Below are 23,858 nucleotides of genomic sequence, written 5' to 3'. Positions count from 1 at the left end.
GAATGACTTCGGGTGTGAATTTTAACGACAATAATGGCCCTGTGCTTATAAATAACCAGCCAAGAGTCCTGAGGGCAAGTGTTATTGGTAAGTTGATTGAAATAATTGCTAATCCAGTTGGTGTGGTGCAAAGTATAAATAGAACTCCATCCAATATTGACGCTAAAATTTCATTCAATGACCTGAAACGAAATAGGTGGGTAGCTGAGTTATATAAAGAAGATGCCTTACTTGTTGATAATTCCATTAAAACGCTAGATAGCATAATATATAATGGGAGCGTCAAGCTAAAAAGACAGTTTAGGACTTATTATAATACAGCGTTGGGAAAGTATGGCATTTATGAAAAGCCATTCAACATCGAAATTATCAGGAAAAACTCCGACAATATAATTGATGATGTTGTTTTTTCAGCGCAGGAAATAGTTAGCTCTTGCTCGGATTTAGGTGTGGAGTTTTTGCAAGAGGATATTGACTATGGCATTCGCATAATTGTTAGCTATTCTATTATCGAATGTATAGTGCTGGAGAATCCAAATGATTACAATTGACACGGACCCAAAAGCAAATCCTGTATATATTGGCGCGCGGATCATTAAAATCTTTCAAAGCAATGATTCTAGAACAATGGATATATCGCGGCTATATGACTTGGTAAATGAAATTTTTGAACTTTCGTTTGATCTTTTTCTTTATTCTTTGGATTGGCTCTTTGCTATTGGTGTGATTGAGTTAGACGAGAATGGAGGCATTACGTATGCGGCTCAATAAACTTACTATATTAAAAAATAACACTGTTGTGAGAGAGGTTGAGTTTAAGGATGGCCTAAATTTAATTGTCAATAAGCGCACATCTGGAAAGGAAAGTGGTAATAGTGTTGGAAAGTCAACACTTTCTCGTGTTTTAGATTACTTGTTTATGTCTTCAGGGCATGACATTTATCACGATGCTGAGTTTGGAAAAGATATTCCTGAAATAGTGTCTCTAATTGATGATAATGATTTACGGTTTAAACTTGATTTCAAAACGGTAGAGAATAGAAATGCAGTTATCTCCCGTATAATGTCCACTGATGAAAAAAATTCAAAATATTTTATTGATGAAATAGAGGTGGATAAAAAAGAATATTTGAAGTTTGTATCCCAATCTATCTTTGGATTAACAACGGATAAACCAAGCTTAAGAAATGTCACTCATAAATTTATTCGTAATACGAATGAAAAAATGCAAATGACTATTTATTTCTTGCATGGTAACACAACTGCTGATGTCTATGATTTGTTATATTTATTTTTATTTGGATTTAATGGCTTGCCATTGATAAAGGAAAAGAGTGATTTTAATAAAGAAATAAAAAAACAAAAGGCATTTCTTTCTGCATATAGGAACCCTAATCGAGAAACTGTATTATCAAAAATGATCAAGCCTCTTAGGAAGGAAATTTTAGAGGCTGAAAGAAACATTAAAAATTTCGACTTTAAAGATAGTCATGATGAGAGTTTGAAAAAACTGTCAGAGATACAATCGATAATCAGTGATTATTCTTTGCAGTATGCTTCTCTGAAAATGAGAGAGCGTAATATTGAAGAGTCAATTTTAGCATTGAAAAACAATATAACTCAAATTATAGAAGATGACCTTATTGACATTTATAAGGCGGCTGGGGTGTATTTCAAGGGGGAGCTAAAGCACTCATACGAAGAAATGATCCTATTTCACAATGATGTGATTAGGAACAAAATTAACTTTCTGGAATCAGAGCTAACAAAGAAGCAAGGAGAAAGTGATTTAATAAATGTAAGAATAAATAATTTACATGCCTTCGAGTCATCTTTATTTAAAACAATTAAAGAGCCTGAAACATTAAAGTCTATTAATCAGCTATACAGTAAATTGACCGAGTTGCGTGAAAATCTTGCTAGCATAGAGTCTAACCTTAAAAGAATAAATGAAACGGTTGGCTTAATTAAGTCACTTGAAGATAGTAGAGAGTTATTGCTTCGAAAAATAGAATTTGCAGTACAAGGTTTAGAGCGTAACATAGAAATTTTCAATGAGTTTTTTGGTGATTTAACCAAAGAAATATATAATGAACGATACATTTTTGATCTTTCATTTGATACTGATAAAGGAAAGTGCAATTTAGGGATATCTTGTGTAACACCAAACAGCACAGGAGGAAAAAAGAAGGGTGAAATAACTGCATTTGATTTGGCTTATATAAAGTTCGTGGATAAGATTAAATTAAAAAGACCAACTTTTGTCATTCATGATAGTATTGAGGATGTTGATATAAATCAAATTAGAGATATATTCTCAGAGGCGAATGGTATAAATGGTCAATATATTGTTTCGATTTTGAGTGATAAGTTTTCTGAGGCAGGTGATTTAAAATTAATAGAAGAAAACTCTATATTAGAGCTTTCTTCAACGAATAAATTCTTTAAAGTTTGAACATCGAGGGGGTTGGGCTATGGGCAAACAACCCCTACCAATTCATGAGTTCTACTCTTTTATTTAAGTACGTTGAGCGATTGTAGGCTCTTCGTACTTCATTCTTATCGCTATGAGCAAGAGCCGCTTCAATAACATCTGCATTAATACCTGCTTCATTCAATGCTGTACTCGCAATAGAACGTAGCCCATGAGCAACCAGCTTACCACCATAGCCGATATGCTTAATGCTGCATTAGCAGTTTGGCTATTCATGGGTTGCTTTGGGTCATTTCTACTAGGAAAAATATGCTCACGATGAGCACTGATAGGTTTCATTACCTCCAAAATATCTAATGCTTGAGGTGATAAAGGAACGATATGCTCCCGTTTTGCTTTCATCCGTTCGGCAGGAATCGTCCAGAGTTTTGAGTTGAGATCGATCTCTTCCCATCGGGCGCCCGAAGCTTCAGAAGGGCGTATAAGGGTCAGTAGCTGCCATTCAATAAGGCAACGAGTCGAAACGGACAGATTTGACATTTCCAGCGAACGCATCAATTTTGGTAGTTCTTCTGGTCGTAGCGTCGGCATGTTTTGCTTTTTAGGTTTCTCAAAGGCCATGCCGATTCCTGATGTCGGGTTTGAATCAATCAGACCTGTATTAACCGCAAATATCATAATTTCGTTGATGCGCTGTATCAAGCGGCGAACGGTCTCCAATGCACCGCACGCTTTAATTGGTTCCAATGCTTCAATCAGCGTTCGCGCCTTAATTTCCTGAACCGGAATGTCTCCGATGCTTGGAAAAATATCTTTATCCAAAGAACGCCAGATATCTTTAGCATAATCTTCGGTTACGCTTGTTCGCTTAAGGGCAAACCAATTGGCCGCGACGGTTGAGAAAATGCTGTCTAAAGCGATTTGGTGCTGTTCTGCTCTGCCGCTTGCTCGGCCTTGGTTTGCGGGTCAACACCCTTAGCTAGCATGGAAAGGTAATCTGCACGAATTGCTCGAGCGTCGGCAAGTGACAGGGCTGGGTAGGGGCCTAGCCCCATCATGGTACGCTGTTTCGTTGCTGGTCGCTGATAACGGAAGCGCCATTGCTTTTTGCCATTAGCTTTTACCAGAAGAAAGAGCTCGTCTCCGTCATGCAGGGTGAGGTCTTTCTCGAGTGCTCTGGTTTTTTGTACTTCAGTATTGGTGAGGGGCGTGTAGTCCGCGCCATGCAAGGGATCGTCCGTTTATTGGTATACGTAATTGGCATACATTTTAGCGTATACCTAACCGTATACCAATAATCACCGGATTTAGCCGGATGCGCTCGGATGGTTACGGATACAAAAAAGCCCGCAACCGAAGTTGTGGGCTTTTTCGCTATTATCGCCGGGTCTATCTGGTTCACTGGCGACGTATTTGGTGGAGCTGGGGGGATTTGAACCCCCGTCCGAAATTACTACACCGTCGGCACTACATGCTTAGTCCAATCTTTACATTCGCCGGCCAGCTGCGGATGGACACGCTACTGACAGACTAGCCTGATTGAGTTTAACGCTTCAGCCCCAGGCAGGACATCCACGCGATCTCTTTTGGGTTTGACCTCTCTTGATCCCCGTCCTAAGAGCGGAGGCTAGGGAGAGAGGGCTCTAAGCAGGGTATTAAGCTGCTAAAGCGTAGTTTTCGTCGTTTGCGACTATTTTTTTGCGGCTTTTTACGAGGCCAACCGCCCCTCGGCATGCTCCTAGGGCTTCGCAAATCCCGTCGAATCCAGAATCAGCCCCAAGTAACTTTGTGCAGTATACCAGAAGTTTACCTCGATAAGCCAGCGGCTTAACGATTGGCGTGCTTCATGATACGGGCTTTCGCCGTCTGCCATTCGCGATCTTTGATGTCATCGCGTTTGTCGTGCTCTTTCTTGCCTTTGGCTACGCCGATCTTAATCTTGCTCCAGGCATTTTTCCAATACAGGGACAAGGCCACCACGGTGTAACCGTCGCGGTTGACGCGGCCGAGCAGGGTGTCCAGCTCGCGTCGGTTCAGCAGCAGTTTACGGGTACGCGTCGGATCGCACACCACATGCGACGAAGCCACGTTGAGCGGGGTGATGGTGGCGCCAAACAGGTAGGCTTCACCGTCACGGAACGTCACGTAGCTGTCGCTGAGGTTGGCTTTGCCTGCACGCAGCGATTTAACTTCCCACCCTTGCAGCGACAGGCCCGCCTCGAACTCTTCTTCAATGAAGTATTCGAAACGCGCGCGCTTGTTTTGGGCAATGGTGGCGGAACCGGGTTTGTGTGCTTTTTTCTTTGTCATAGTGCGTTCATTATACTGGATGCTTCAGCGAAAGAAATCCTTTCCCGTTCAGCACCTGCGCAATTTTTCGCATTTTTGGTGCCCTCATCCCTTAGCAGATTTTTTGTTTGCCGCCAGATAAATGGTATTATCTGTACGTTTTATGTCTTACAGGAAATGATATGCCCCAGATCAGTCGGTCTGCATTAGTGCCGTTCAGCGCCGAGCAGATGTATCAGTTGGTTAACGATGTTCATTCTTATCCCGATTTTCTGCCAGGCTGCACCGGCAGCCGGGTGCTTAACGCTACCTCCAACGAGATGACCGCCGCGGTGGACGTCGCCAAGGCCGGTATCAGCAAGACCTTCACCACCCGCAATACGCTGCTGGATAATCAGAGCATCAATATGCAACTGGTCGATGGTCCGTTCCGCAAGCTGATGGGCGGCTGGCAGTTCACGCCGCTGAGCGAAGAGGCCTGCAAGGTGGAGCTGCACCTGGACTTCGAGTTCACCAACAAACTGATTGAGCTGGCGTTCGGCAAGGTGTTCAAAGAGCTGGCGGGCAGCATGGTGCAGGCATTCACCCAGCGGGCGAAAGAGGTCTACAGTGTCTGACATCCAGGTCGAGGTGGTGTACGCCTTGCCGGAGCGGCAGTACCTGCGCAAGGTGAAGCTGGCCGAGGGCAGCAGCGTCGAGCAGGCGATTCAGGCTTCAGGCCTGCTGGAGCTGCGCCAGGATATCGATCTTAAAAGCAATAAAATCGGCATCTACAGCCGCCCGGCCAAGCTGGGCGATACGCTGAACGATGGCGACCGGGTGGAGATTTACCGGCCGCTGATCGCCGATCCGAAAGAGCTGCGCCGGCAACGGGCAGAAAAGGCAAAAAAATAAGGCGCTTATAGCGCCTTATTTTTTTATCTGAAACTGATTTTCTCTTCCGCGTTGCAGCCTGCGACTGTCATGAGGAACACCATGCCCCCTCATGGGCCGGAAGAGCGGTCAGCACCGATTACTTGGTCAGCGCCGGTTTGTTCTGGATGTCGGTCAACACGCCTGCGCTGTCGAAGGTCAGCGTCAGCGTCTGCTGGGTGATATCTTCATGGCCAGGCTGCTGGCGGAACACATAGAACCACGTCTGAGTTCCGAACGGGTCTTGCAGCATTGGGGTGCCCAATGTGTAAGCGACCTGTTGTTGGGTCATCCCTTTCTGAATTTTCGCCACGTCGGTCGACGTCAGGTAGTTCCCCTGGTTGATGTCAGGACGATAAACCACCTTTTCAAAAGTAGAACAGCCTGCAGTCAGCATCACAAGAACTACAGCGGCGGCAGTCAGCGTTTTACAGCGCATAGTAATCACATTCCTTTAGGGCATAGGATGCCGATGATAATAGACCTTGCGGCAGTTGGAAACCTTTATACCCTTCATCTTTCACGTTGCGACGCATTGGCTTTCCTTTAGCACCTCAAGCGCTTGGCCTTTTTCAGGCTGTTGAGATGGCTTTGGATCACCGCCGCGCCGCACTTTAGATATTTCTCGGGCCAACAGCGTCACTGTCAGACCGCAGGAAAGTGAAAAAGTTGAGCTTTTTTATGCCGCCAGCAGTTCTTTGGCGTTCGCCAACGTATTGCGGGTGACTTCGCTGCCGCCGAGCAGGCGCGCCAGCTCCTGCAGCCGGGCGCGTTTATCCAGCGGCGCCATCTGGGTTTCGGTAACCGTGCCGTCGGTCTGCTTGCTGACGAACAGGTGCTGATGCCCGCATCCGGCCACCTGCGGCAGGTGGGTGACGCACATCACCTGGGTGGATTCGCCGAGCTGGCGCAGCAGGCGGCCGACGATGGCGGCGGTCGGGCCGCTGATGCCCACGTCCACCTCATCGAAGATCAGCGCCGGGGTTTCCATCTTGCGGGCGGTGATCACCTGAATGGCCAGCGCGATGCGCGACAGCTCACCGCCGGAGGCGACCTTCGCCAGCGGCTGCAGCGGCTGGCCCGGGTTGGTGGAGACGCAGAACTCGGTGCGGCTGGCCCCTTCGGCGCTCAGGTGCTGCGGTTCGAAGCGCACGTCGATGTTGAACTTGCCGTGCGGCATGGAGAGCGCCTGCATGCTGTCGGTGATGAGCGTGGTCAGCTCGGCGGCGTAGTGCAGGCGTTTCTGATGCAGCTGCTCCGCCAGCGCCAGAGCCTGCTGATGATGCAGGGTCACCGCCTCGTTCAGGTGCTCATGGTCGCTTTCCTGCTGCGACAGCAGCTGCTGTTCATCCAGCAACTGCTGATGCAGCTGCGGCAGCTCTTCCGGCGCGACCTGGTGTTTGCGCGCCAGGCTGATTTGACGCGACAGGCGCTGTTCCAGCTCGTGCAGGCGATTGGGATCGAGATCCATGCGATCGGCGTAATGGCGCAGTTCGTCGCTGGCTTCGCTGATCTGGATAGAGGCCTCTTCCAGCATGTCCAGCAGACCGCTGAGCTTATCGTCCAGCCCGGCCAGCTCAAGCAGCAGGTGTTTGGCGCTGTAAAGCTGGCTGAGCATGTTGTTCTCGTCGCTGTCGGCCAGCAGCTGCAGCGTTTGCTGGCTGAGGGTCAGCAGCTGGCCGCTGTTGGCCAGGCGCTTGTACTCGGCGTCGGTTTGTTCGAACTCGCCGGCCTGCGGCGCGAATTCGTTCAGCTCTTTCAATTGGTATTGCAGCAGCTGCTTGCGCGCTTCGCGCTCGATGGACTGCTGCTGATGGTGCGCCAGCTCGCGGCAGCTCTGATGCCAGCGTTGGTAGGCCTGGCTCATCGCTGCCAGCAGGGCGGGTTCGTCGGCGTAGGCGTCGAGCAGCGCTTTTTGGTGCTCCGGCTTGAGCAGCAGCTGATGGGCGTGTTGACCGTGGATTTGGATTAGGCGTTGCCCCAGCTCACGCAGCTGCGACAGCGGCACGGCGGTGCCGTTGATAAAGCCGCGCGAACGGCCGTCGGCGTTGATCACCCGGCGCAGCAGGCATTCGTTGCTGTCGTCCAGCTGGTTTTGCTCCAGCCACGCGCGCGCGGACGGGGTGTCCGCCAGCGAGAAGCGGGCGCAGATGTCGGCGCGGGCGGCTCCCAGGCGCACCACGTTGCCGTCGGCGCGGTTGCCGAGGCACAGCCCCAGCGCATCGATGGCGATGGATTTGCCGGCGCCGGTTTCACCGGTGATCGCCGTCATGCCCGGTTGAAAATCGATTTCCAACTCACGAACGATAGCAAAGTTGCTGATGGTTAATTGCGCCAGCATGGGAACCTTCCTGTGTATAAACACATAACTGTAGTTTCATACAGTATAAACTGGTTTTATATACAGTAAAGTGGCCGATGCAGATTTTAGAACAATTTTTTCGACCAGCCCAACTTGGTGCTTAACGTGTTGAAATAGCTGTAGTCCTTCGGGTGAATCAGGTTCAGATGGAAGTTGCTGCGGCGGATCAGCACTTCTTCGCCTTCCTGGATCGGCAGTGCGATCTGGCTGTCGCAGCTGATCTCCAGATCGCTGCCGATCTGCGAGAATTTCAGGCGGATGGTGCTGTCGCCGTTGATCACCAACGGCCGGGCGGAAAGGGTGTGCGGGAACATCGGCACCAGCGCGATCGCCTCCAGCGACGGGGTGAGGATCGGCCCGCCGGCGGAGAGCGAGTAGGCGGTGGAGCCGGTCGGCGTGGCGATGATCAGGCCGTCCGAGCGCTGCGAGAAGGCGAAGCGATCGTCGATGTACACCTCGAATTCGATCATGTGCGCCACTTTGCCGGGGTGCAGCACCACTTCGTTGATGGCGGTGCTGATGCGGCACTGCTGGTGCTCTTTATGCACGATGGTTTCCAGCAGGAAACGCTGTTCGTCGATGTACTCGCCTTCCAGCACGTCCGCCAGCTGCTGCAGGGCGTTGTCGGGATCGAGATCGGTGAGGAAACCGAGGTTGCCGCGGTTGACTCCGATTACCTTGATGTCGTAGCGCGCCAGCACGCGCGCGGCGCCGAGCATGTTGCCGTCGCCGCCGACCACCACCGCCAGATCGGCGCGCTGGCCGATATCCGCCAGGCTGCCGGTGACGGCGTCTTTCAGCCCCAAATCATGGGCGATTTGGCGTTCGACCATCACCGAATAGCCGCGGGCGACCAGCCAGTGGAACAGCATCTCGTGGGTTGCCAGCGCTGAAGGGTGACGCGGGTGGCCAACAATGCCAATACAGGCGAATTTTTTATTCATTTGCTGTGATTTTCCTCACCGGGACCCGTTTATGCCCCACATTGTGACCGGTTGACTTGAAACCCCGGTTTTGATCCCCATAATAAGCCAAGTTGCGAGATTAATGCTAAAACGCGGAGATATTCATGAGTAGTAAAGAACAGAAGACGCCAAACGAGCAAGTCTCGGAAGAAATGGAACAACACGCTCATCACGAGGATACGCTGCCGGAAGCGGCGGAAGGCGTCGATCTGCGCGATGCGCGTATCGCCGAACTGGAAGCCCAACTGGCGGAAGCTCAGCAGCACGAGCGCGACAGCCTGCTGCGCGCCAAAGCGGAAGCGGAGAACATCCGTCGCCGCGCCGAACTGGACGTCGAGAAAGCGCACAAGTTCGCCCTGGAGAAATTCTCCGGCGATCTGCTGCCGGTGATCGACAACCTGGAGCGCGCGCTGGATCTGGCGGATAAAAACAATCCGGAACTGGCCGCGATGATCGAAGGCATCGAGCTGACGCTGAAATCGCTGCTGGACGTGGTGCGCAAGTACGGCATCGAAATCGTCGGCGACGTCAACGTGCCGTTCAACCCGGAAGTGCATCAGGCGATGAGCATGATGGAATCTGCCGATCACCAGCCGAACCACGTGATGATGGTGATGCAGAAAGGCTATACGCTGAACGGCCGCCTGCTGCGTCCGGCGATGGTCGCGGTCTCCAAAGCCAAGGCGTAATCGCCCCGGCAACGGCATAAAGAAAGGCACCCGAGGGTGCCTTTTTTGTCTCTGGACTACGCCTGCGGCAGGCGTGGCATCCAGTCGATCGGCGTGAGCCCTTGCTGCTCCAGCAGCTGATTGGCCTGCGAGAAGTGGCGGCAGCCGAGGAAACCGCGGTGCGCGGAGAGCGGCGACGGGTGCGGCGCTTTCAGCACATGGTGGCGGTTGCGGTCGATAAAGTTGCCTTTCTTCTGCGCGTGCGAGCCCCACAGCAGGAACACCACGCCTTCGCGGTTCTCGTTCAGGGCGGCGATCACCTTATCGGTAAAGGTTTCCCAGCCCAGGTTGGCGTGCGAGTGCGCGCGGCCGCCTTCGACCGTCAGCACGGTGTTGAGCAGCAGCACCCCCTGTTCGGCCCAGCTTTGCAGGTAGCCGTGATCCGGGCGTTCGAAACCGGGAATGTCGGTCGCCAGCTCTTTATACATGTTCACCAGCGACGGCGGCGCCGGCACGCCGGGGCGCACCGAGAAAGAGAGGCCGTGCGCCTGATTGGGGCCGTGGTAGGGATCCTGGCCGAGGATGACGACTTTGACGTCCGCCAGCTCGGTAAAGCGGAACGCGTTGAACACGTCTTTCTGCGGTGGATAAATGGTCTTACCGGCCTGGCGCTCAGCGGCAACAAAGGCGAGCGTTTCAACAAAATAGGGCTGCTCTTTCTCTTTGCCGATCACGTCATGCCAGGTGAGGGAGGTGGCCATAAACGCTCTCCTTTGTTTTCTTTAGCAATTCATGGGCTATAGCTTACCGTGTCGGCCCGCGCAGCGAAACCCGCTTTTCATTTCTCACTGTCACGCGTAATGCAATTATTTTTGAAAATTTACAAAAATAATTGTTTTTTTAGCGCGACGGGAAAATTGATATAAAACATAAATTTGCCCCTTCACGCCTTGTGCCTACCCGGTAAAAATTGACTTTAATCAAAGAACTGGCCCGGTCAGGCTGGTATACAGAACAACAAGACAACAATGGTTTTACCAAATGGCCGAAACCAGAATTGGGTTTTCTCACGATGTGAATTTTTACGCCCTTGTACGGAGGCAACATAATGATTACCGGTATTCAAATTACCAAAGCGAACGACCAGGCGCTGGTGAATTCTTTCTGGCTGCTGGACGATGAAAAAGCGGAAGCTCGCTGCGTGTGCGCCAAGGCCAACTACGCGGAAGATCAGGTTGTCGCGGTCAGCGATCTGGGCCAGATCGAATACCGTGAAGTGCCGCTGGAAATGCAGCCGACCGTGCGCGTGGAAGGCGGCCAGCACCTGAACGTCAACGTGCTGCGTCGCGAAACTCTGGAAGACGCGGTCAAGCATCCGGAAAAATACCCGCAGCTGACCATCCGCGTGTCCGGTTATGCGGTGCGTTTCAATTCCCTGACGCCGGAACAGCAGCGCGACGTTATCGCCCGCACCTTTACCGAAAGCCTGTAATCGGCGGCGCAGTCAATCAGGGAGCTTCGGCTCCCTTTTTGCGCTTGATGGCCGAAAACTGAAGGCGGATCACATTCTGCACAAAGATAAGCATTCCTGATACAGAACTCATCCGACCTGCCGATAGCTAAATCAGCACCTATTCAGGTGCTAAATAAAAAAGTCTATCGACAAGGAGTCGGCATGAGTATGCCTTTAAGTTTTACCTCTGCAGTATCCCCGGTGGCCGCGATCCCTACACCTCGCGCCGCTGCCGAAACGGCGACGGCATCGCAGCCTGCGGCAGCGCCGGCAAATCCGGCGCCGGTGGCCACCCCTTCTCAGAATACGCTGAACGCGCAGAACCTGTTGAATACGCTGGTCGGCGATATCTCTGCGGCGGCGCCGACGGCGGTTGCGCCGGGCGTGATCCGGGGGCAACAATCTCAGGAAGGCGATTATGCGTTGGCGCTGTTGGCCAAGGACGTTTACTCGCTGAACGGCCAGGGCGCCGCCGGGTTCAACCGTCTGAGCGACAGCGCGTTGCTCGGGTTTGGCATCGATCCCGCCAGCCTGCACGACGCGGGCAGCGGTTTCCAGGCCGGGATTTACAGCAACGACAAGCAGTATGTGTTGGCGTTCGCCGGCACCAACGACTGGCGCGACTGGCTGAGCAACGTGCGGCAGGCGACGGGTTATGACGATGTGCAGTACAATCAGGCGGTTGCCGCCGCCAAAAGCGCCAAGGCGGCCTTCGGCGATGCGCTGGTGATCGCCGGTCATTCGCTCGGCGGTGGTCTGGCGGCCACGGCGGCGCTGGCGACCGGCACCGTCGCGGTCACCTTCAATGCGGCCGGGGTGTCGGATTACACCCTGAATCGCCTGGGGATCGATCCGGCGGCGGCGAAGAAAGACGCCGAAGCCGGGGGCATTCGCCGTTACAGCGAGCAATATGACATGCTGACCAGCACCCAGGAATCGACTTCGCTGATCCCGGACGCCATCGGCCACAACATTACCCTGGCCAACAACGATACCCTGACCGGCATCGATGACTGGCGGCCGAGCAAGCATCTGGATCGCAGCCTGACGGCGCACGGTATCGACAAGGTGATAAGCTCGATGGCGGAACAAAAGCCGTGGGAGGCGAAGGCCAATGCCTGAAGGGCGTCGCTTGCGGCGGGCGCTGGCGATAGCCTTACTGGCGCTGGTCGCGGTGACCGGTTTACTGATGATGGCTAAGGAGCAACAGATGGGGCAGGAGATTTCACCGTTTGACGGCCGCAGCAACCAGGCGCTGGCTCAGGCGGTGGCGCGCGGCGATGCGCAGGGCATCGGTGCGCAGGCCACACAGGAGCGCTTGCGCGAACGGGGCGATCGGCAGGTCACGCTGTTGCAGTGGGCGGTGCTTTCGCAACAGCCGGCCAGCGTGCAGACGTTGCTGGAGCTCGGTGCCGACCCGGCGACGGCGGGGCTGGACGGCAACAGCGCGCTGCACACCGCGGCGATGTTGCAAGACGCGCAGTATCTGCGGTTGTTGCTGACCGAAGGGGCGCAGGTGAACGTGCGCAATGCCGTTACCGGTGCCACGCCGCTCGCGGCGGCGGTGCTGGCCGGGCGTGAGGAGCAGCTGCGGCTGCTGTTGGCGGCCGGGGCGGACACCACGTTGAGCGATCGGCTGGGGGATACCCCGCTGCATCTGGCGGCGAAGATCAACGCGCCGCACCTGGCGCTGTTGCTGTTGCAGGCCGGTGCCGATGCCCGGGCGCGCAATCAGCAGGGTTATGCGTTCCAGTTTTATTTCTCGCAAACGCCGGCGCATTTGCAGAATGACGAGCTGAAGGCGCAGTTCCGCGAGCTGGATAAATGGCTGCAGGGGCGCCGCCTGGCCACGCATTACGCGCAGCAGTAAACACCCATAAAAAAACCGCCTGTACAGGCGGTTTTTTCTTAGGCAGCGGCGGTTATTGCGCGTCGCCGGTTGGTTTGGCCTTCGCCTGACGGCGTTTGCCGACGTTTTTGGCGTCGCGATGGCGCACTTTCACCTTGGCCTTTTCTTTGTTCTTCGCCTTGTCTTCCGCGCGCTTGGCCAGCACTTTCTTCGACGGTTTACCGTTGCTCTTCTCGTTCGGCACCTTGGTTTTCGGCCGCAGTTCGTCGATCACGCGCGCTTTCAGCGGCTCGTTCAGGTAACGGCCCACTTTGCCCAGCAGCAGATGGTCGTGCGCTTCCACCAGCGAAATGGCGGTGCCTTTGCGCCCGGCGCGGCCGGTACGGCCGATGCGGTGCAGGTAGGTATCCGCAGTGCGCGGCATGTCGAAGTTGAACACGTGGGTGATATCGAGGATATCCAGGCCGCGCGCGGCAACGTCGGTGGCCACCAGCACGTTAACCCGGCCATCCATCATGCGTTTGACCGCTTCGTTGCGTTTGGCCTGCACCATTTCGCCTTCGAGATAGCAGGTGTTGATGCCCGCTTCGCGCAGCCAGGTGGCCAGCTCATGCACGCGCTCGCGCTTGCGCACGAAGATCACCGATTTCTGCACGTCCGGCTGCTTCAGCAGGTGGATCAGCAGCGCGGTTTTGTGCTGCACGTCATCGGCGCGATAGTACCATTGCAGGATCTTTTTGCGTTCGCGGCGCGACGGATCGGCTTCCACTTCCACCGGCTCTTTCAGGATGCGCTCGGCGAATTCGCGGATCGCTTCGCCTTCCAGCGTGGCGGAGAACAGCAGCGTCTGGTTGCGCCAGCGGGTTTCGGCGGAGATGGTTTCGATGTCCTGCGCGAAGCCCATGTCGAGCATGCGGTCGGCTTCGTCGAGGATCAGGGTTTCCACCGCGCGGCAGTCGAAGTTCTCTTCTTTAATGTATTGCAGCAAGCGGCCGGTGGTGGCGACCACCACGTCCTGGTTTTCGCTGAACACTTCCGCGTGGTTCATGTAAGCGACGCCGCCGGTGATGGTGGCGATATCCAGCGAGGTATGAGCAGCCAATTCACGCGCCTGGTCGGCGACCTGCATCGCCAGTTCACGCGTTGGCGTCAGGATCAGCACGCGCGGCGGGCCGGATTTCTTGCGTGGAAAGTCCAGCAGGTGCTGCAACACGGGCAGCAGGAAGGCGGCGGTTTTGCCGGTGCCGGTCGGAGCCGAACCTAAGACGTCGCGCCCGTCCATCGCCGGCGGGATCGCAGCGGCCTGAATGGCGGTGGGGCGATCGTAGCCTTTGTCGCGCAGCGCGTCGATCAGGCGATCATCGAGTTCGAGTTCGGAAAAAGTGGTTGCTGTCATGGTCTACCTCTACTTGGGGCGCCGATTATAGACGGGTTGGCCGCGATCTTCACCTATTTAAGCGGAAAGCCGCTCTTTTCCCGCCGATCAGATTGCCTTATGCTACGCCAGTTTTATAGCCAGGTGGTGAGTGTGAGCAAGCGATCGAAAGCCGATTTTACCCCGCGCCGCGGGGGTTTTACCTTTAAACAATTCTTTGTCGCCCACGATCGTTGCGCCATGAAAGTGGGCACCGACGGGGTGCTGCTCGGCGCCTGGGCGCCGCTGGGGCAGGCACGCCGGGTGCTGGACATCGGCAGCGGCAGCGGGCTGATCGCGCTGATGCTGGCGCAGCGCAGCGGCGACGAAGTGACCATCGATGCGGTGGAGCTGGATGAAGCCGCCGCCGGCCAGGCGCGCGAAAACGCGGCGGAATCGCCGTGGCCGCAGCGCATCCGCGTGCATGCGCAGGATATTCACCATTATGCGCAGCAGCATGCCGCTGAGTATGATCTGATCGTCAGCAATCCGCCTTATTTTGAGCCGGCGGTGGCCTGCCGCGACCAGGCGCGCCACAACGCGCGCTACACCGAAACCCTGACGCACGAGGCGCTGTTAGCCTGTGCAGTACAGCTGCTGGCGGAACAGGGTACGTTCTGCGTGGTGCTGCCGCACGACATCGGCGCCGAATTCGAACGCCTGGCGCAGCAAAGCGGTTGGCACACGGCGGCGAAAGTGAACGTCAGCGATCGGGCCGATACGCCGCTGCACCGGGTGTTGCTGGCGTTGACGCGGTGGGAAACGCCGCTGCGGGAGCAGGCGCTGGCGATCAAACAGGCCGACGGCAGCTATACCGACGATTTCCGCCGGTTGATCACCGACTTCTACCTGTTCTACTGAAAAGAAAAGGGCGCCGATAAGGCGCCCTGTCGCAGAGTTTAAGGCTGCAAAATGGTCGGCAGCGCTTCCGGCAGCAAATCCGGGTAGTCCAGCGTGTAGTGCAGGCCGCGGCTCTCTTTGCGCGCCATGGCGCTGCGCACGATAAGCTCGGCCACCTGCACCAGATTGCGCAGTTCCAGCAGGTTGTTGGAGATGCGGAAGTGAGCGTAGTACTCGTCGATTTCCGCCTGCAGCGTGTTGATGCGGCGCAGGGCGCGCTCAAGGCGCTTGGTGGTGCGCACGATGCCGACGTAATCCCACATGAACAGCCGCAGCTCGTGCCAGTTGTGTTGAATCACCACCCGTTCGTCCGCATCGTCCACCCGGCTTTCATCCCAGTGTGGCACCTGTTTGGCCTGCTGGATGAACGGCAGGCGCTGCAGAATGTCTTCCGCCGCCGACCAACCGTAAACCAGGCACTCCAGCAGCGAATTCGACGCCATGCGATTGGCGCCGTGCAGGCCGGTGTAGCTGACCTCGCCGATGGCGTACAGCCCGTCGAGATCGGTGCGGCCGTGCTGATCGACCATCACGCCGCCGCAGGTGTAGTGCGCCGCCGGGACGATGGGGATCGGTTGCCGAGTCAGATCGAAGCCCAGCGTCAGCAGCTTTTCGTGGATCATCGGGAAATGCTGGGTGATGAACTCCGCCGGCTTGTGGCTGATGTCCAGGTACATGCAGTCGGCGCCCAGGCGCTTCATTTCATGGTCGATGGCGCGGGCGACGATATCGCGCGGGGCCAGTTCGCCGCGCGGGTCGAAATCCGGCATAAAGCGGCTGTCGTCCGGACGCTTCAGGTAAGCGCCTTCGCCGCGCAGCGCTTCGGTCAGCAGGAAGTTGCGCGCCTGAGGGTGGAACAGGCAGGTCGGGTGGAACTGGTTGAACTCCAGGTTGGCGACCCGGCAGCCGGCGCGCCAGGCCATGGCGATGCCGTCGCCGGAGGAGATGTCCGGGTTGGTGGTGTATTGGTATACCTTGGCCGCGCCGCCGGTGGCCAGCACCACCGTTTTGGCGCGGTAGGTTTCCACCCGCTCGAGCTCGCGGTTCCAGACGTAAGCGCCCACGACTCGGCGGGTGCCCGGCAGGCCGATTTTGTTCGAGGTAATAAGGTCAACCGCGTTGCGGCGTTCCATCACGCAAATATTGGGGTGAGCGCTTGCTTTCCCCACCAGCGTGGTCTCTACTTCCTTACCGGTAGCGTCCGCGGCGTGCAGGATGCGGCGATGGCTGTGGCCGCCTTCGCGCGTGAGGTGATAATGCGCCTCGCCCTGCGCGTTGACCTCGGTGTCGAACAGCACACCCTGATCGATCAGCCACTGCACGCAGTGGCGCGCGTTGCCGGCGATGAATTCGACGGCCTCTTTGTCGCACAGGCCAGCGCCGGCAATCAAAGTGTCATCAACGTGTGAGGCAATGCTGTCCGTCTCATCGAACACCGCGGCGATCCCGCCTTGGGCGTAAAAGGTGGCCCCCTCGCTGAGCGGCCCCTTGCTGAGAACGGTAACCTTGCAATGCTGCGCCAGGCGCAGCGCCAGTGACAGGCCCGCAGCGCCGCTGCCGACGATCAGTACATCGCTAACATGTTCAGATGATGGTTGCATAACGTATGATGTGTGCAGAAGAAGAGTGAATTTCATGTTAGCCTAACTGTCCGGGCAAAAGCCACGGATAGGGTGACATCAACAGAAAAAACAATGGCGATATGGAACTTCGTGTTCTATATGAACTCCAAGCGAGTGCTTGCTCAGGAAAATAATGTATGGCTGGCAGTACAATTTTACGCGTGGAGACGGATTTGGGGAGAGTTTACCTCGGATGAGCGAGCAGTTAACGGATCAAGTTCTGGTTGAGCGGGTCCAAAAGGGCGACCAGAAATCGTTTAACCTACTGGTAGTGCGCTATCAGCATAAGGTGGCGAGTCTCGTTTCCCGCTATGTGCCGCAGGGCGATGTGCCTGATGTGGTGCAGGAGTCGTTTATCAAGGCCTATCGCGCACTGGAATCGTTCCGTGGCGACAGCGCTTTTTATACCTGGTTGTATCGAATCGCCGTGAACACGGCAAAGAATTATCTGGTTGCTCAGGGGCGCCGTCCGCCATCCAGTGATGTGGACGCCAACGATGCGGAAAATTACGAAAGTGCGGGCGCACTGAAAGAAATTTCGAACCCTGAGAACTTAATGTTGTCAGAAGAGCTGAGACAGATAGTTTTCCGTACCATTGAGTCTCTCCCTGAGGATCTTCGCATGGCGATTACCCTGCGGGAGTTGGATGGTCTAAGCTACGAAGAGATAGCCGCCATCATGGATTGCCCGGTCGGAACCGTACGTTCGCGTATTTTCCGCGCCCGGGAAGCTATCGATAATAAAGTTCAACCGCTGATCCAGCGTTAGCAATGGCGGGCACAGGAAGGGTACTTAGGCATGCAGAAAGAAAAGCTTTCCGCTCTGATGGATGGTGAATCGTTCGACAGCGAGCTGTTGAGTTCTCTGTCGCAAGATCGAACGCTTCAGCAAAACTGGCAGAGCTATCACCTGATACGTGACACACTGCGGGGTGATATCGGACAAGTGATGCATTTCGATATCGCCGATCGCGTCGCCGCTGCACTTGAGAAAGAACCTGCCCGGCTGGTGCCTTCCGCCGTTCAGGAATCTCAGCTGCAGCCTCATACCTGGCAGAAAATGCCGTTCTGGGACAAAGTGCGTCCTTGGGCGAGCCAGATTACGCAAATCGGCATGGCGGCCTGCGTGTCGCTGGCGGTCATCGTCGGCGTGCAGCACTACAACCAGCCTTCTGCGTCATCGAACGCGTCCGAATCGCCGGCCTTCACCACGCTGCCGATCATGGGCCAGGCCTCACCGGTCAGCCTGGGCGTTCCTGCCGACAGTTTCTCCACCGGCAGCGGCCAACAGCAGCAGGTGCAGGAACAGCGTAAGCGTATCAACGCCATGCTGCAGGACTATGAACTGCAACGTCGCCTGCATTCGGATCAGCTGCAGCTTGAGCAAAGCAATCCGCAACAGGCTGCCATTCAGGTTCCCGGAACTCAGTCTTTAGGAATGCAACAGCAGTAATGAAGCAAATCTGGTTCTCCGTTTGTTTATTGACGGGCAGCCTGCTCTATTCCAGCATCGCCCCGGCGCAGCCGACTGCGTCCGGGGCGTTATTGCAACAGATGAGCAGCGCCAGCCGTTCTCTCAATTACGAGCTCGCCTACATCAGCATCAGCAAGCAGGGAATCGAGTCGTTGCGCTATCGCCATGCGGTGATCGGCAACGTGCCGCTCGGCCAGCTGTTGCACATGGACGGCCCGCGCCGCGAAGTGCTGCAGCGCGGCGGCGGGATCAGCTACTTCGAACCCGGCCTGGAGCCGTTCACGCTCACCGGCGATCACATCGTCGATGCGCTGCCGGCGATCGTTTATGCCGATTTCACCCGCCTGGCCAAGTACTACGACTTCATCTCCGTGGGCAGCACCCGCATCGCCGATCGGCCGTGTGAAGTGCTGCGCGTGGTGGCGCGCGACGGTTCCCGCTACAGCTACATCGTCTGGATGGACGAGGACACCAAGCTGCCGCTGCGGGTGGATTTGCTCGATCGCGACGGCGAAACGCTGGAGCAATATCGGGTGATCTCCTTCGCGGTCGGCGCCGACGTGCAGGGCGCGATGCAGGGGCTGCTCAAAGCCAACCTGCCGCCGCTGCTGTCGCTGCCGGCGGTGGAAAACGTCCAGCTGAGCTGGAGCACCGGCTGGCTGCCGGCGGGGGTAGACGAGGTGGCGCGCAACCGCCGCAAATTGCCGAACGTCGCCGTGCCGGTTGAATCCCGCCTTTACAGCGACGGCTTGTTCAGCTTCTCGGTCAACGTCAGCCCGGCGGGCAGCGGAGCCGGGCAGCAGTACTACCGTCAAGGGCGCCGCACCATCCAGACCGAAGTGCGTGCGGGCAACGAAATCACGATTGTGGGCGAATTGCCGCCGGCGACGGCCAAACGCATCGCCGACAGCATTTCTTTCAAGGTATCGCCGTAATGATGAAAGAGTGGGCCACGGTGGTTTCGTGGCAACAGGGCGTAGCGCTGCTGCGCTGTGAACCCAAGGCCGGCTGCGGCAGCTGCACCGCGCGCTCCGGCTGTGGCGCGCGTGCGTTGAACGAGCTGGTGCCGGAAACCGAGCATCAGCTGCAGGTGCATATCGATCAGCCGCTCGAGCCGGGGCAGCGCGTCGAGGTCGGCATTGCGGAAGGCAGCCTGCTGCGCTCCGCCATGCTGGTTTACCTGACGCCGCTGCTGGGCATGATGCTGGGTGGCGCGTTATTGCAATATTGTTTCGGCAGCGACGCCTCGGCGGCAGTCGGCGCCGTACTGGGCGGCGGGGCGGCCTTTATGCTGGCGCGCCGCTTGGCCCGGCGTCTGGGCGAGCAGGCCGACTATCAGCCGGTGGTGCTGCAGATTGGCTTACCGCCTACCGCACTGCGCATGCAGGCGGAAAACTCCCCGCTGATTTAAACCGATGGCCGCGTCATCGCCGGGTTGTGATAGGCGGGGATGCGGTTGTGGATCATATGTTCCAGCAGCGCGATGAACAGATCGGCGCTGAGCAGCGAATCATCGTTGATAGCGAACAGCACATTGCCCTGGCCGTCGAATAAGCGGATGCCGCGCTGCGGATGATTTTCCAACGCGCGGATCTGCTCGATAGGCACGTTGCCCCGTTCAGTGGTCAGCAGGGTGGCGCTCAGCCGCAGCGTTTCGGTCGGCGTGCCTTGCCGTTTGCCGAGCAGCAACTGCCACAGCCAGCGTGCGTCGCCCTCAACCGTGTGAAACGACACCGTCTCCCCCTGATAGAGCGCGTTCAACGCCAATGGCCCGCGCTGCTGCAGCTGCTGATCGACGATCACGTCCGCCAGTCGCCACGAATGGGCGACATTGCTGAAGACCGTGCACCAGGGCTGATCCGCGCCGGCGCGGAACGCCGTGACGTCAAACAACCCGCCAAAAGCCTTGCCGCCGCGAAAGCGATAGATGTCGCCGATTTTCTCAAACGGAATGAAACGCTCTTTGTGATGGTGGCCGTCAAAGACCCGCACGCCGTGCTCGTAGAGCCGATATGTCAACACCGGGCGCAGGTAATGCCGCAGCGCCAGCAGCGTACAGCCGAGTAAAATTGTGCCCGCGCCGGCCTGCAACAGCGTGATGACGTCGTTCTCATCAATGCTGCTCAGCAGCGGCAGCACCAACAGCGCCGCACCCACGCTGAACAGCAGCGCCGCCGCCGCCAGAATGCCCCAGTTGACCTTCGAAAAATCGTGCCGGCTCAGCATTTGCCCTTTATCGATCATAATGCACCTTCCAATCAACGTACGCAGATATGCTGGTGAACCCCGGTGGGCTGCCGATGTAGTGCCCGGAATAATGTTTTGTCGCGGAGTTCATGCCCTTTCTATCCGAGGGACGGTGGTGGCGTATATGGGGTTTTTCCTAAAGGATGTGGGGCAAAATCGAATTCTAAGAGGTTGATCCAAATATTCTTTTTCGATAATTTCAGAAGGGGTTTATTGCGCTGCGGCCGGTTATGTATTAGCGCCGGAGTTTGACGGCCACGGAGCACCTGCAAGCCTTGGGTTCAGGCCGTATAGCCCGTGTTAACATCTGTTTTCATCAGCCGGGGCGCCCTGTAACATTTAGCTGCGCATAATAGAATGCCTTCACTGCACCGATCGCTAGGTTTTCAGTGGTGTGGCATGTAGAATGCAGCGATTCAGGTGCAAGACGGCCTAACCCATTCACTGTCGCTTTAGGTCCATGCGGGTTTCTATAGGCGAGTAATTCAGAAATACCAAGGCAGAAAAACTTTTATAATGAAGCATATACGAAATTTCTCCATTATTGCCCATATCGATAACTAACTCTCCGACGCCTACCGACAACCCCCGCCAAATTTCACTAAGAACCCACGTAAATTAAGCTCTCCGCAAAAGATAACCACGACAACCTACGACACCCTTCGACAATATAAGACATCATTTTTGTGTCCATCCTCGTGTCCATAAACTATGATTCTCATCATGTACCGTGTCCACGATGGACACAGAGCGGGGGAATCAATGGCTATTTCAGACAGTTACCTTAAGGCATGCCTGAACAAAGAAAGGGAAAAAGTTGAGGAGAAGTCCGATCGTGATGGGCTTTGGGTGAGGGTTTCCAAGAAGGGCGCCGTTACTTTCTTCTACCGATACCGGTTTCTCGGCAAGCAGGACAAGATGACTCTGGGCAGCTATCCCGCACTGAGTCTTAAGGCTGCGCGCGAAGAGGTTGAAAAATGGGCTTCTGTGCTGGTGGGCGGAGATAACCCAAAAGTTAAACGCGACTTGGAGCGCGGCAAGATCTCCACGCGATACACGTTCGAGGAGTTGTTCAGAGAATGGCATGGCATGGTTTGCATTCAGAAGGGTAACGAAGCCCAGGTGCTGCGTTCGTTTGAGATCCACGTTTTTCCACGCCTGGGGAAATACCCGGCAGCAGAAATCACGGTTCACAACTGGCTGACGCTGCTGGATAAGCTCGCAAAGGCATATTCAGAGGTTACCAGACGGATCATCAGTAATGGCAAGCAATGCTATTCCTGGGCTGTAAAGCGACAGCTGCTAACATCAAACCCGCTTTCAGAGCTTACTGGGCGCGACTTCGGTTTGAAAAAAGGAATGGGGAAGAGAACGCTTTCGAGAGATGAAATTGCATTGTTTTGGAAGGGCTGCGATGAGTGCCGGATGAGCGAGCGAAACAAGATCATGCTCAAGCTGTGCTTGTTCTATGGTTGCCGGATATCTGAGCTTCGCTTGGCGAAAAAGCAGCATTTCGATTTCGAGGAAGGGGTGTGGACGGTTCCACCTGAGAACCATAAAACAGGGGCCAAAACACAACGCGCGATACTTCGTCCGATAATCGCGGAGATCGTTCCAATCTTGAAAAGAGTCATCTCTCTTGCTGAAGGTGATTACCTTTTTTCAAGCAAAAAAGATGCGCCAATGGGATCGGGAAACCATCTAAGCTTACCTGCAAATCTGCGGCTGTTTATGATTAAGGCGTATGATGTGAACGTCCCTCATTTCACCGTGCACGATCTGCGACGCACCGCACGAACAAATTTCTCCGACCTCACGGATCCGCACATTGCCGAGATAATGCTCGGCCATATGCTACCGGGAGTGTGGGCGGTGTATGACAAACACACCTATCTGAGTGAAATGAGGGTGGCGTATTCTAAATGGTGGGCAAGACTGATGAGTATTACTGAGCCAGACGTGGTTGAGTTCAAGCCTCGTTCCGCTGGGTAAATCGGCCTCTATCGCTTCGCGGGTTGTGAAGTGATGCAAATGGCTTGGTGCGCTTTATTTTCGTTTCGGCCTCTTGCCAGGCAGCAACCTTGTGGCGATACCACTTATTAGGTGCGCCGGCTGCTGTGATATCAGGCTCCGGGAACGGGTTGTTTTCCGGAGTTCTTTTCCTGTAGCGCTCAAGGGTTCGCGATGACACCTCCAATTCACTGCAAATTGTTGAAGTTGTCATCCAGCTATGATCGTTCATGGTTACCTCACTACTTCCCCTCCCGTACCCGATGAACCTCACAGCAAAGGCGCAGCCACACCGGCGGAGACTTCGGCCAGTACGGTGCTATCTTGACTGCGTGCTTATCGAGTAACTGACGGAGGGTTAAATTGTTGGAAGGGGAGTCGAAATCTCTTAAAAGCTCTCTGGCTGTACTGCGGAGAAGGTTTTTCTGAACGCTGCCGGCATCAGCGTCAGGCTGTTTACTGGGCATTGATTCCCCCAATGATCCCAGCCAGGCGCATCGCCACGGCTGAATAGTTCGATTCGTGACACGTCGCCGTATAGCAGCTCAAGGCGCCGGCGGACTTCCCAGGGTTTCGCGCTGTGCTCGCCGAGACAGCTGAACACAACCTGCTTTACTGATGCGCTGGCGCGCTCGATGCCCTGGCCGCGAACGGCGATCAACACGTCTTCTGAGTTGGCGCGAGTGTAGTTGCCGCCATTCATTCGGGTTTCGGAGTTGAGCATGTCGAGCAGGTCGGTGAAGTCGAAGATGGTTTGCTGCAGCAACGCCTTGTTGAAGCGCAGTTCGGCCTGCTGGTTTAGCTTCACCCAGGTGAAAGCCTTCATCGTTCTGACGCTGAATCCCCAAGCCTCTGCCAGCTCGATCGCCTCCTGGCTGTGGTTGCCGGTGTACCACATTGCGAGCACGCTATCTGGCGCAGCAATAGCCCATACCGGCAGACGCTTCAGATCTGCCATGCTCATTGTGCTGTAGTGATTGCCGGCGGCGCCATTGCTGATCGTGTTGCCGTAACTCCACGGCGGATCTGCATAAATGAGTTGATATGTCATTGAGCGTTACCCCAGCAGCGCGCGGCCGCGTTGACGCAAAAACCTATGCGGATGTGGATCCAAGCAACATCTACCGCCCGCGCAGCTTCAAGCGCCTGGCGCCACTTCTCTGCAGCATCTGCGAAATGGGCGCGTCGTTCTGCCTCGG

General features: G+C 55.3%; 25 protein-coding genes, 1 other RNA gene and 1 pseudogene. 15 read left to right on the top strand and 12 right to left on the bottom strand.

Going from position 1 to position 23,858, the window contains the following annotated elements; genetic code table 11:
• Positions 1-2: 2 nt before the first annotated feature.
• From H7A77_RS19910 to H7A77_RS19900, 3 genes are read left to right on the top strand one after another with little or no spacing between them, the layout of a single operon-like run.
• The gene (locus tag H7A77_RS19910) at positions 3-551 is read left to right on the top strand and encodes a hypothetical protein (protein ID WP_182074551.1); all 549 of its coding nucleotides are present in this window, start codon (positions 3-5) and stop codon (positions 549-551) included.
• Complete coding sequence (locus H7A77_RS19905) at positions 538-771, top strand: ABC-three component system middle component 6 (RefSeq protein WP_182074550.1); 234 nt, start codon at positions 538-540, stop codon at positions 769-771. The genes H7A77_RS19910 and H7A77_RS19905 overlap by 14 nt, the downstream gene beginning before the upstream one ends.
• Positions 758-2,455: a DUF2326 domain-containing protein gene (locus H7A77_RS19900; protein ID WP_182074549.1), complete on the top strand. Its 1,698-nt coding sequence runs from the start codon at positions 758-760 to the stop codon at positions 2,453-2,455. Before H7A77_RS19905 ends, H7A77_RS19900 begins: the two co-directional genes overlap by 14 nt.
• A 34-nt stretch (positions 2,456-2,489) precedes the next feature.
• Here H7A77_RS19900 and H7A77_RS19895 read toward each other — a convergent pair.
• From H7A77_RS19895 to smpB, 3 genes and pseudogenes are all read right to left on the bottom strand, one after another.
• Positions 2,490-3,659, bottom strand: a pseudogene (locus tag H7A77_RS19895) (integrase domain-containing protein).
• 189 nt (positions 3,660-3,848) lie between these two features.
• Positions 3,849-4,212, bottom strand: a transfer-messenger RNA (tmRNA) gene (gene ssrA / locus H7A77_RS19890).
• 49 nt (positions 4,213-4,261) lie between these two features.
• Positions 4,262-4,744 (bottom strand): SsrA-binding protein SmpB, encoded by a 483-nt coding sequence (gene smpB / locus H7A77_RS19885; protein WP_016929804.1) that lies wholly within the window; start codon positions 4,742-4,744, stop codon positions 4,262-4,264.
• A 161-nt stretch (positions 4,745-4,905) separates the two neighbouring features.
• On the opposite strand from smpB, the gene H7A77_RS19880 reads away from it, so the two are divergent.
• Positions 4,906-5,340 carry a type II toxin-antitoxin system RatA family toxin gene (locus H7A77_RS19880; RefSeq protein ID WP_004929096.1) on the top strand — a complete coding sequence of 145 codons (435 nt, stop codon included), beginning with the start codon at positions 4,906-4,908 and terminating at the stop codon, positions 5,338-5,340.
• Entirely contained in the window at positions 5,333-5,617 is a 285-nt protein-coding gene (locus H7A77_RS19875; RefSeq protein WP_004929098.1) for an RnfH family protein, read from the top strand. Before H7A77_RS19880 ends, H7A77_RS19875 begins: the two co-directional genes overlap by 8 nt.
• 118 nt (positions 5,618-5,735) lie before the next feature.
• On the opposite strand, the gene bamE is transcribed toward H7A77_RS19875, so the two are convergent.
• The 3 genes from bamE to nadK all read right to left on the bottom strand — a co-directional run bounded on the left by bamE (position 5,736) and on the right by nadK (position 8,941).
• Positions 5,736-6,074: an outer membrane protein assembly factor BamE gene (bamE, locus tag H7A77_RS19870; RefSeq protein WP_004929101.1), complete on the bottom strand. Its 339-nt coding sequence runs from the start codon at positions 6,072-6,074 to the stop codon at positions 5,736-5,738.
• Between the two features lie 240 nt (positions 6,075-6,314).
• A complete protein-coding gene (gene recN, locus H7A77_RS19865) occupies positions 6,315-7,976 on the bottom strand; it encodes a DNA repair protein RecN (protein WP_033644129.1) in 1,662 nt (553 codons plus the stop codon).
• Between the two features lie 86 nt (positions 7,977-8,062).
• On the bottom strand, positions 8,063-8,941 hold the full coding sequence (gene nadK / locus H7A77_RS19860; protein WP_004929107.1) for an NAD(+) kinase: 879 nt from the start codon (positions 8,939-8,941) through the stop codon (positions 8,063-8,065).
• Between the two features lie 125 nt (positions 8,942-9,066).
• On the opposite strand from nadK, the gene grpE reads away from it, so the two are divergent.
• The gene (grpE, locus tag H7A77_RS19855; protein WP_025159545.1) at positions 9,067-9,651 is read left to right on the top strand and encodes a nucleotide exchange factor GrpE; all 585 of its coding nucleotides are present in this window, start codon (positions 9,067-9,069) and stop codon (positions 9,649-9,651) included.
• Positions 9,652-9,707: 56 nt separating this feature from the next.
• Here grpE and ung read toward each other — a convergent pair whose 3' ends face one another.
• Positions 9,708-10,391, bottom strand: a complete 684-nt coding sequence (gene ung, locus H7A77_RS19850) for a uracil-DNA glycosylase (protein ID WP_004929112.1) — start codon at positions 10,389-10,391, stop codon at positions 9,708-9,710.
• Between the two features lie 347 nt (positions 10,392-10,738).
• On the opposite strand from ung, the gene grcA reads away from it, so the two are divergent.
• From grcA to H7A77_RS19835, 3 genes are all read left to right on the top strand, one after another.
• The gene (grcA, locus tag H7A77_RS19845; protein WP_004929114.1) at positions 10,739-11,122 is read left to right on the top strand and encodes an autonomous glycyl radical cofactor GrcA; all 384 of its coding nucleotides are present in this window, start codon (positions 10,739-10,741) and stop codon (positions 11,120-11,122) included.
• Positions 11,123-11,305: 183 nt separating this feature from the next.
• Positions 11,306-12,265: a DUF2974 domain-containing protein gene (locus tag H7A77_RS19840; protein ID WP_060442526.1), complete on the top strand. Its 960-nt coding sequence runs from the start codon at positions 11,306-11,308 to the stop codon at positions 12,263-12,265.
• Positions 12,258-13,013, top strand: a complete 756-nt coding sequence (locus H7A77_RS19835) for an ankyrin repeat domain-containing protein (protein ID WP_060442525.1) — start codon at positions 12,258-12,260, stop codon at positions 13,011-13,013. Before H7A77_RS19840 ends, H7A77_RS19835 begins: the two co-directional genes overlap by 8 nt.
• Before the next feature lie 52 nt (positions 13,014-13,065).
• Here H7A77_RS19835 and srmB read toward each other — a convergent pair whose 3' ends face one another.
• The gene (gene srmB / locus H7A77_RS19830) at positions 13,066-14,388 is read right to left on the bottom strand and encodes an ATP-dependent RNA helicase SrmB (RefSeq protein WP_047025578.1); all 1,323 of its coding nucleotides are present in this window, start codon (positions 14,386-14,388) and stop codon (positions 13,066-13,068) included.
• 99 nt (positions 14,389-14,487) lie between these two features.
• Here srmB and H7A77_RS19825 point away from each other — a divergent pair, with 99 nt between their 5' ends.
• Positions 14,488-15,267, top strand: a complete 780-nt coding sequence (locus tag H7A77_RS19825; protein WP_033651588.1) for a tRNA1(Val) (adenine(37)-N6)-methyltransferase — start codon at positions 14,488-14,490, stop codon at positions 15,265-15,267.
• 38 nt (positions 15,268-15,305) lie between these two features.
• Here H7A77_RS19825 and nadB read toward each other — a convergent pair whose 3' ends face one another.
• Positions 15,306-16,907 (bottom strand): L-aspartate oxidase, encoded by a 1,602-nt coding sequence (gene nadB, locus H7A77_RS19820; RefSeq protein ID WP_182074548.1) that lies wholly within the window; start codon positions 16,905-16,907, stop codon positions 15,306-15,308.
• Positions 16,908-17,121: 214 nt separating this feature from the next.
• Here nadB and rpoE point away from each other — a divergent pair, with 214 nt between their 5' ends.
• From rpoE to rseC, 4 genes are read left to right on the top strand one after another with little or no spacing between them, the layout of a single operon-like run.
• Entirely contained in the window at positions 17,122-17,697 is a 576-nt protein-coding gene (gene rpoE / locus H7A77_RS19815) for an RNA polymerase sigma factor RpoE (protein ID WP_004929136.1), read from the top strand.
• A gap of 30 nt (positions 17,698-17,727) precedes the next feature.
• Complete coding sequence (gene rseA / locus H7A77_RS19810; RefSeq protein WP_182074547.1) at positions 17,728-18,381, top strand: anti-sigma-E factor RseA; 654 nt, start codon at positions 17,728-17,730, stop codon at positions 18,379-18,381.
• On the top strand, positions 18,381-19,337 hold the full coding sequence (gene rseB, locus H7A77_RS19805) for a sigma-E factor regulatory protein RseB (protein ID WP_025303948.1): 957 nt from the start codon (positions 18,381-18,383) through the stop codon (positions 19,335-19,337). The genes rseA and rseB overlap by 1 nt, the downstream gene beginning before the upstream one ends.
• Entirely contained in the window at positions 19,337-19,813 is a 477-nt protein-coding gene (rseC, locus tag H7A77_RS19800; protein ID WP_072627116.1) for a SoxR-reducing system protein RseC, read from the top strand. The genes rseB and rseC overlap by 1 nt, the downstream gene beginning before the upstream one ends.
• On the opposite strand, the gene H7A77_RS19795 is transcribed toward rseC, so the two are convergent.
• The gene (locus tag H7A77_RS19795) at positions 19,810-20,646 is read right to left on the bottom strand and encodes a hypothetical protein (RefSeq protein WP_033644123.1); all 837 of its coding nucleotides are present in this window, start codon (positions 20,644-20,646) and stop codon (positions 19,810-19,812) included. The genes rseC and H7A77_RS19795 overlap by 4 nt on opposite strands.
• Positions 20,647-21,411: 765 nt before the next feature.
• On the opposite strand from H7A77_RS19795, the gene H7A77_RS19790 reads away from it, so the two are divergent.
• Positions 21,412-22,641 carry a site-specific integrase gene (locus tag H7A77_RS19790; RefSeq protein WP_103687124.1) on the top strand — a complete coding sequence of 410 codons (1,230 nt, stop codon included), beginning with the start codon at positions 21,412-21,414 and terminating at the stop codon, positions 22,639-22,641.
• Here H7A77_RS19790 and xis read toward each other — a convergent pair.
• On the bottom strand, positions 22,619-22,873 hold the full coding sequence (gene xis / locus H7A77_RS19785; protein ID WP_230200484.1) for an excisionase Xis: 255 nt from the start codon (positions 22,871-22,873) through the stop codon (positions 22,619-22,621). The two genes, H7A77_RS19790 and xis, sit on opposite strands and share 23 nt — an antisense overlap.
• A 174-nt stretch (positions 22,874-23,047) precedes the next feature.
• On the bottom strand, positions 23,048-23,710 hold the full coding sequence (locus H7A77_RS19780; RefSeq protein WP_182074546.1) for an MT-A70 family methyltransferase: 663 nt from the start codon (positions 23,708-23,710) through the stop codon (positions 23,048-23,050).
• Positions 23,711-23,858 lie beyond the last annotated feature (148 nt).

Source organism: Serratia sp. ME47, assembly GCF_903970925.1.
GTDB classification, from domain to species: Bacteria; Pseudomonadota; Gammaproteobacteria; order Enterobacterales; family Enterobacteriaceae; genus Serratia; species Serratia ureilytica.
The sequence above is the reverse complement of the archived record's forward strand: the minus strand, read 5'-3'. Positions and strand labels throughout refer to the sequence as shown.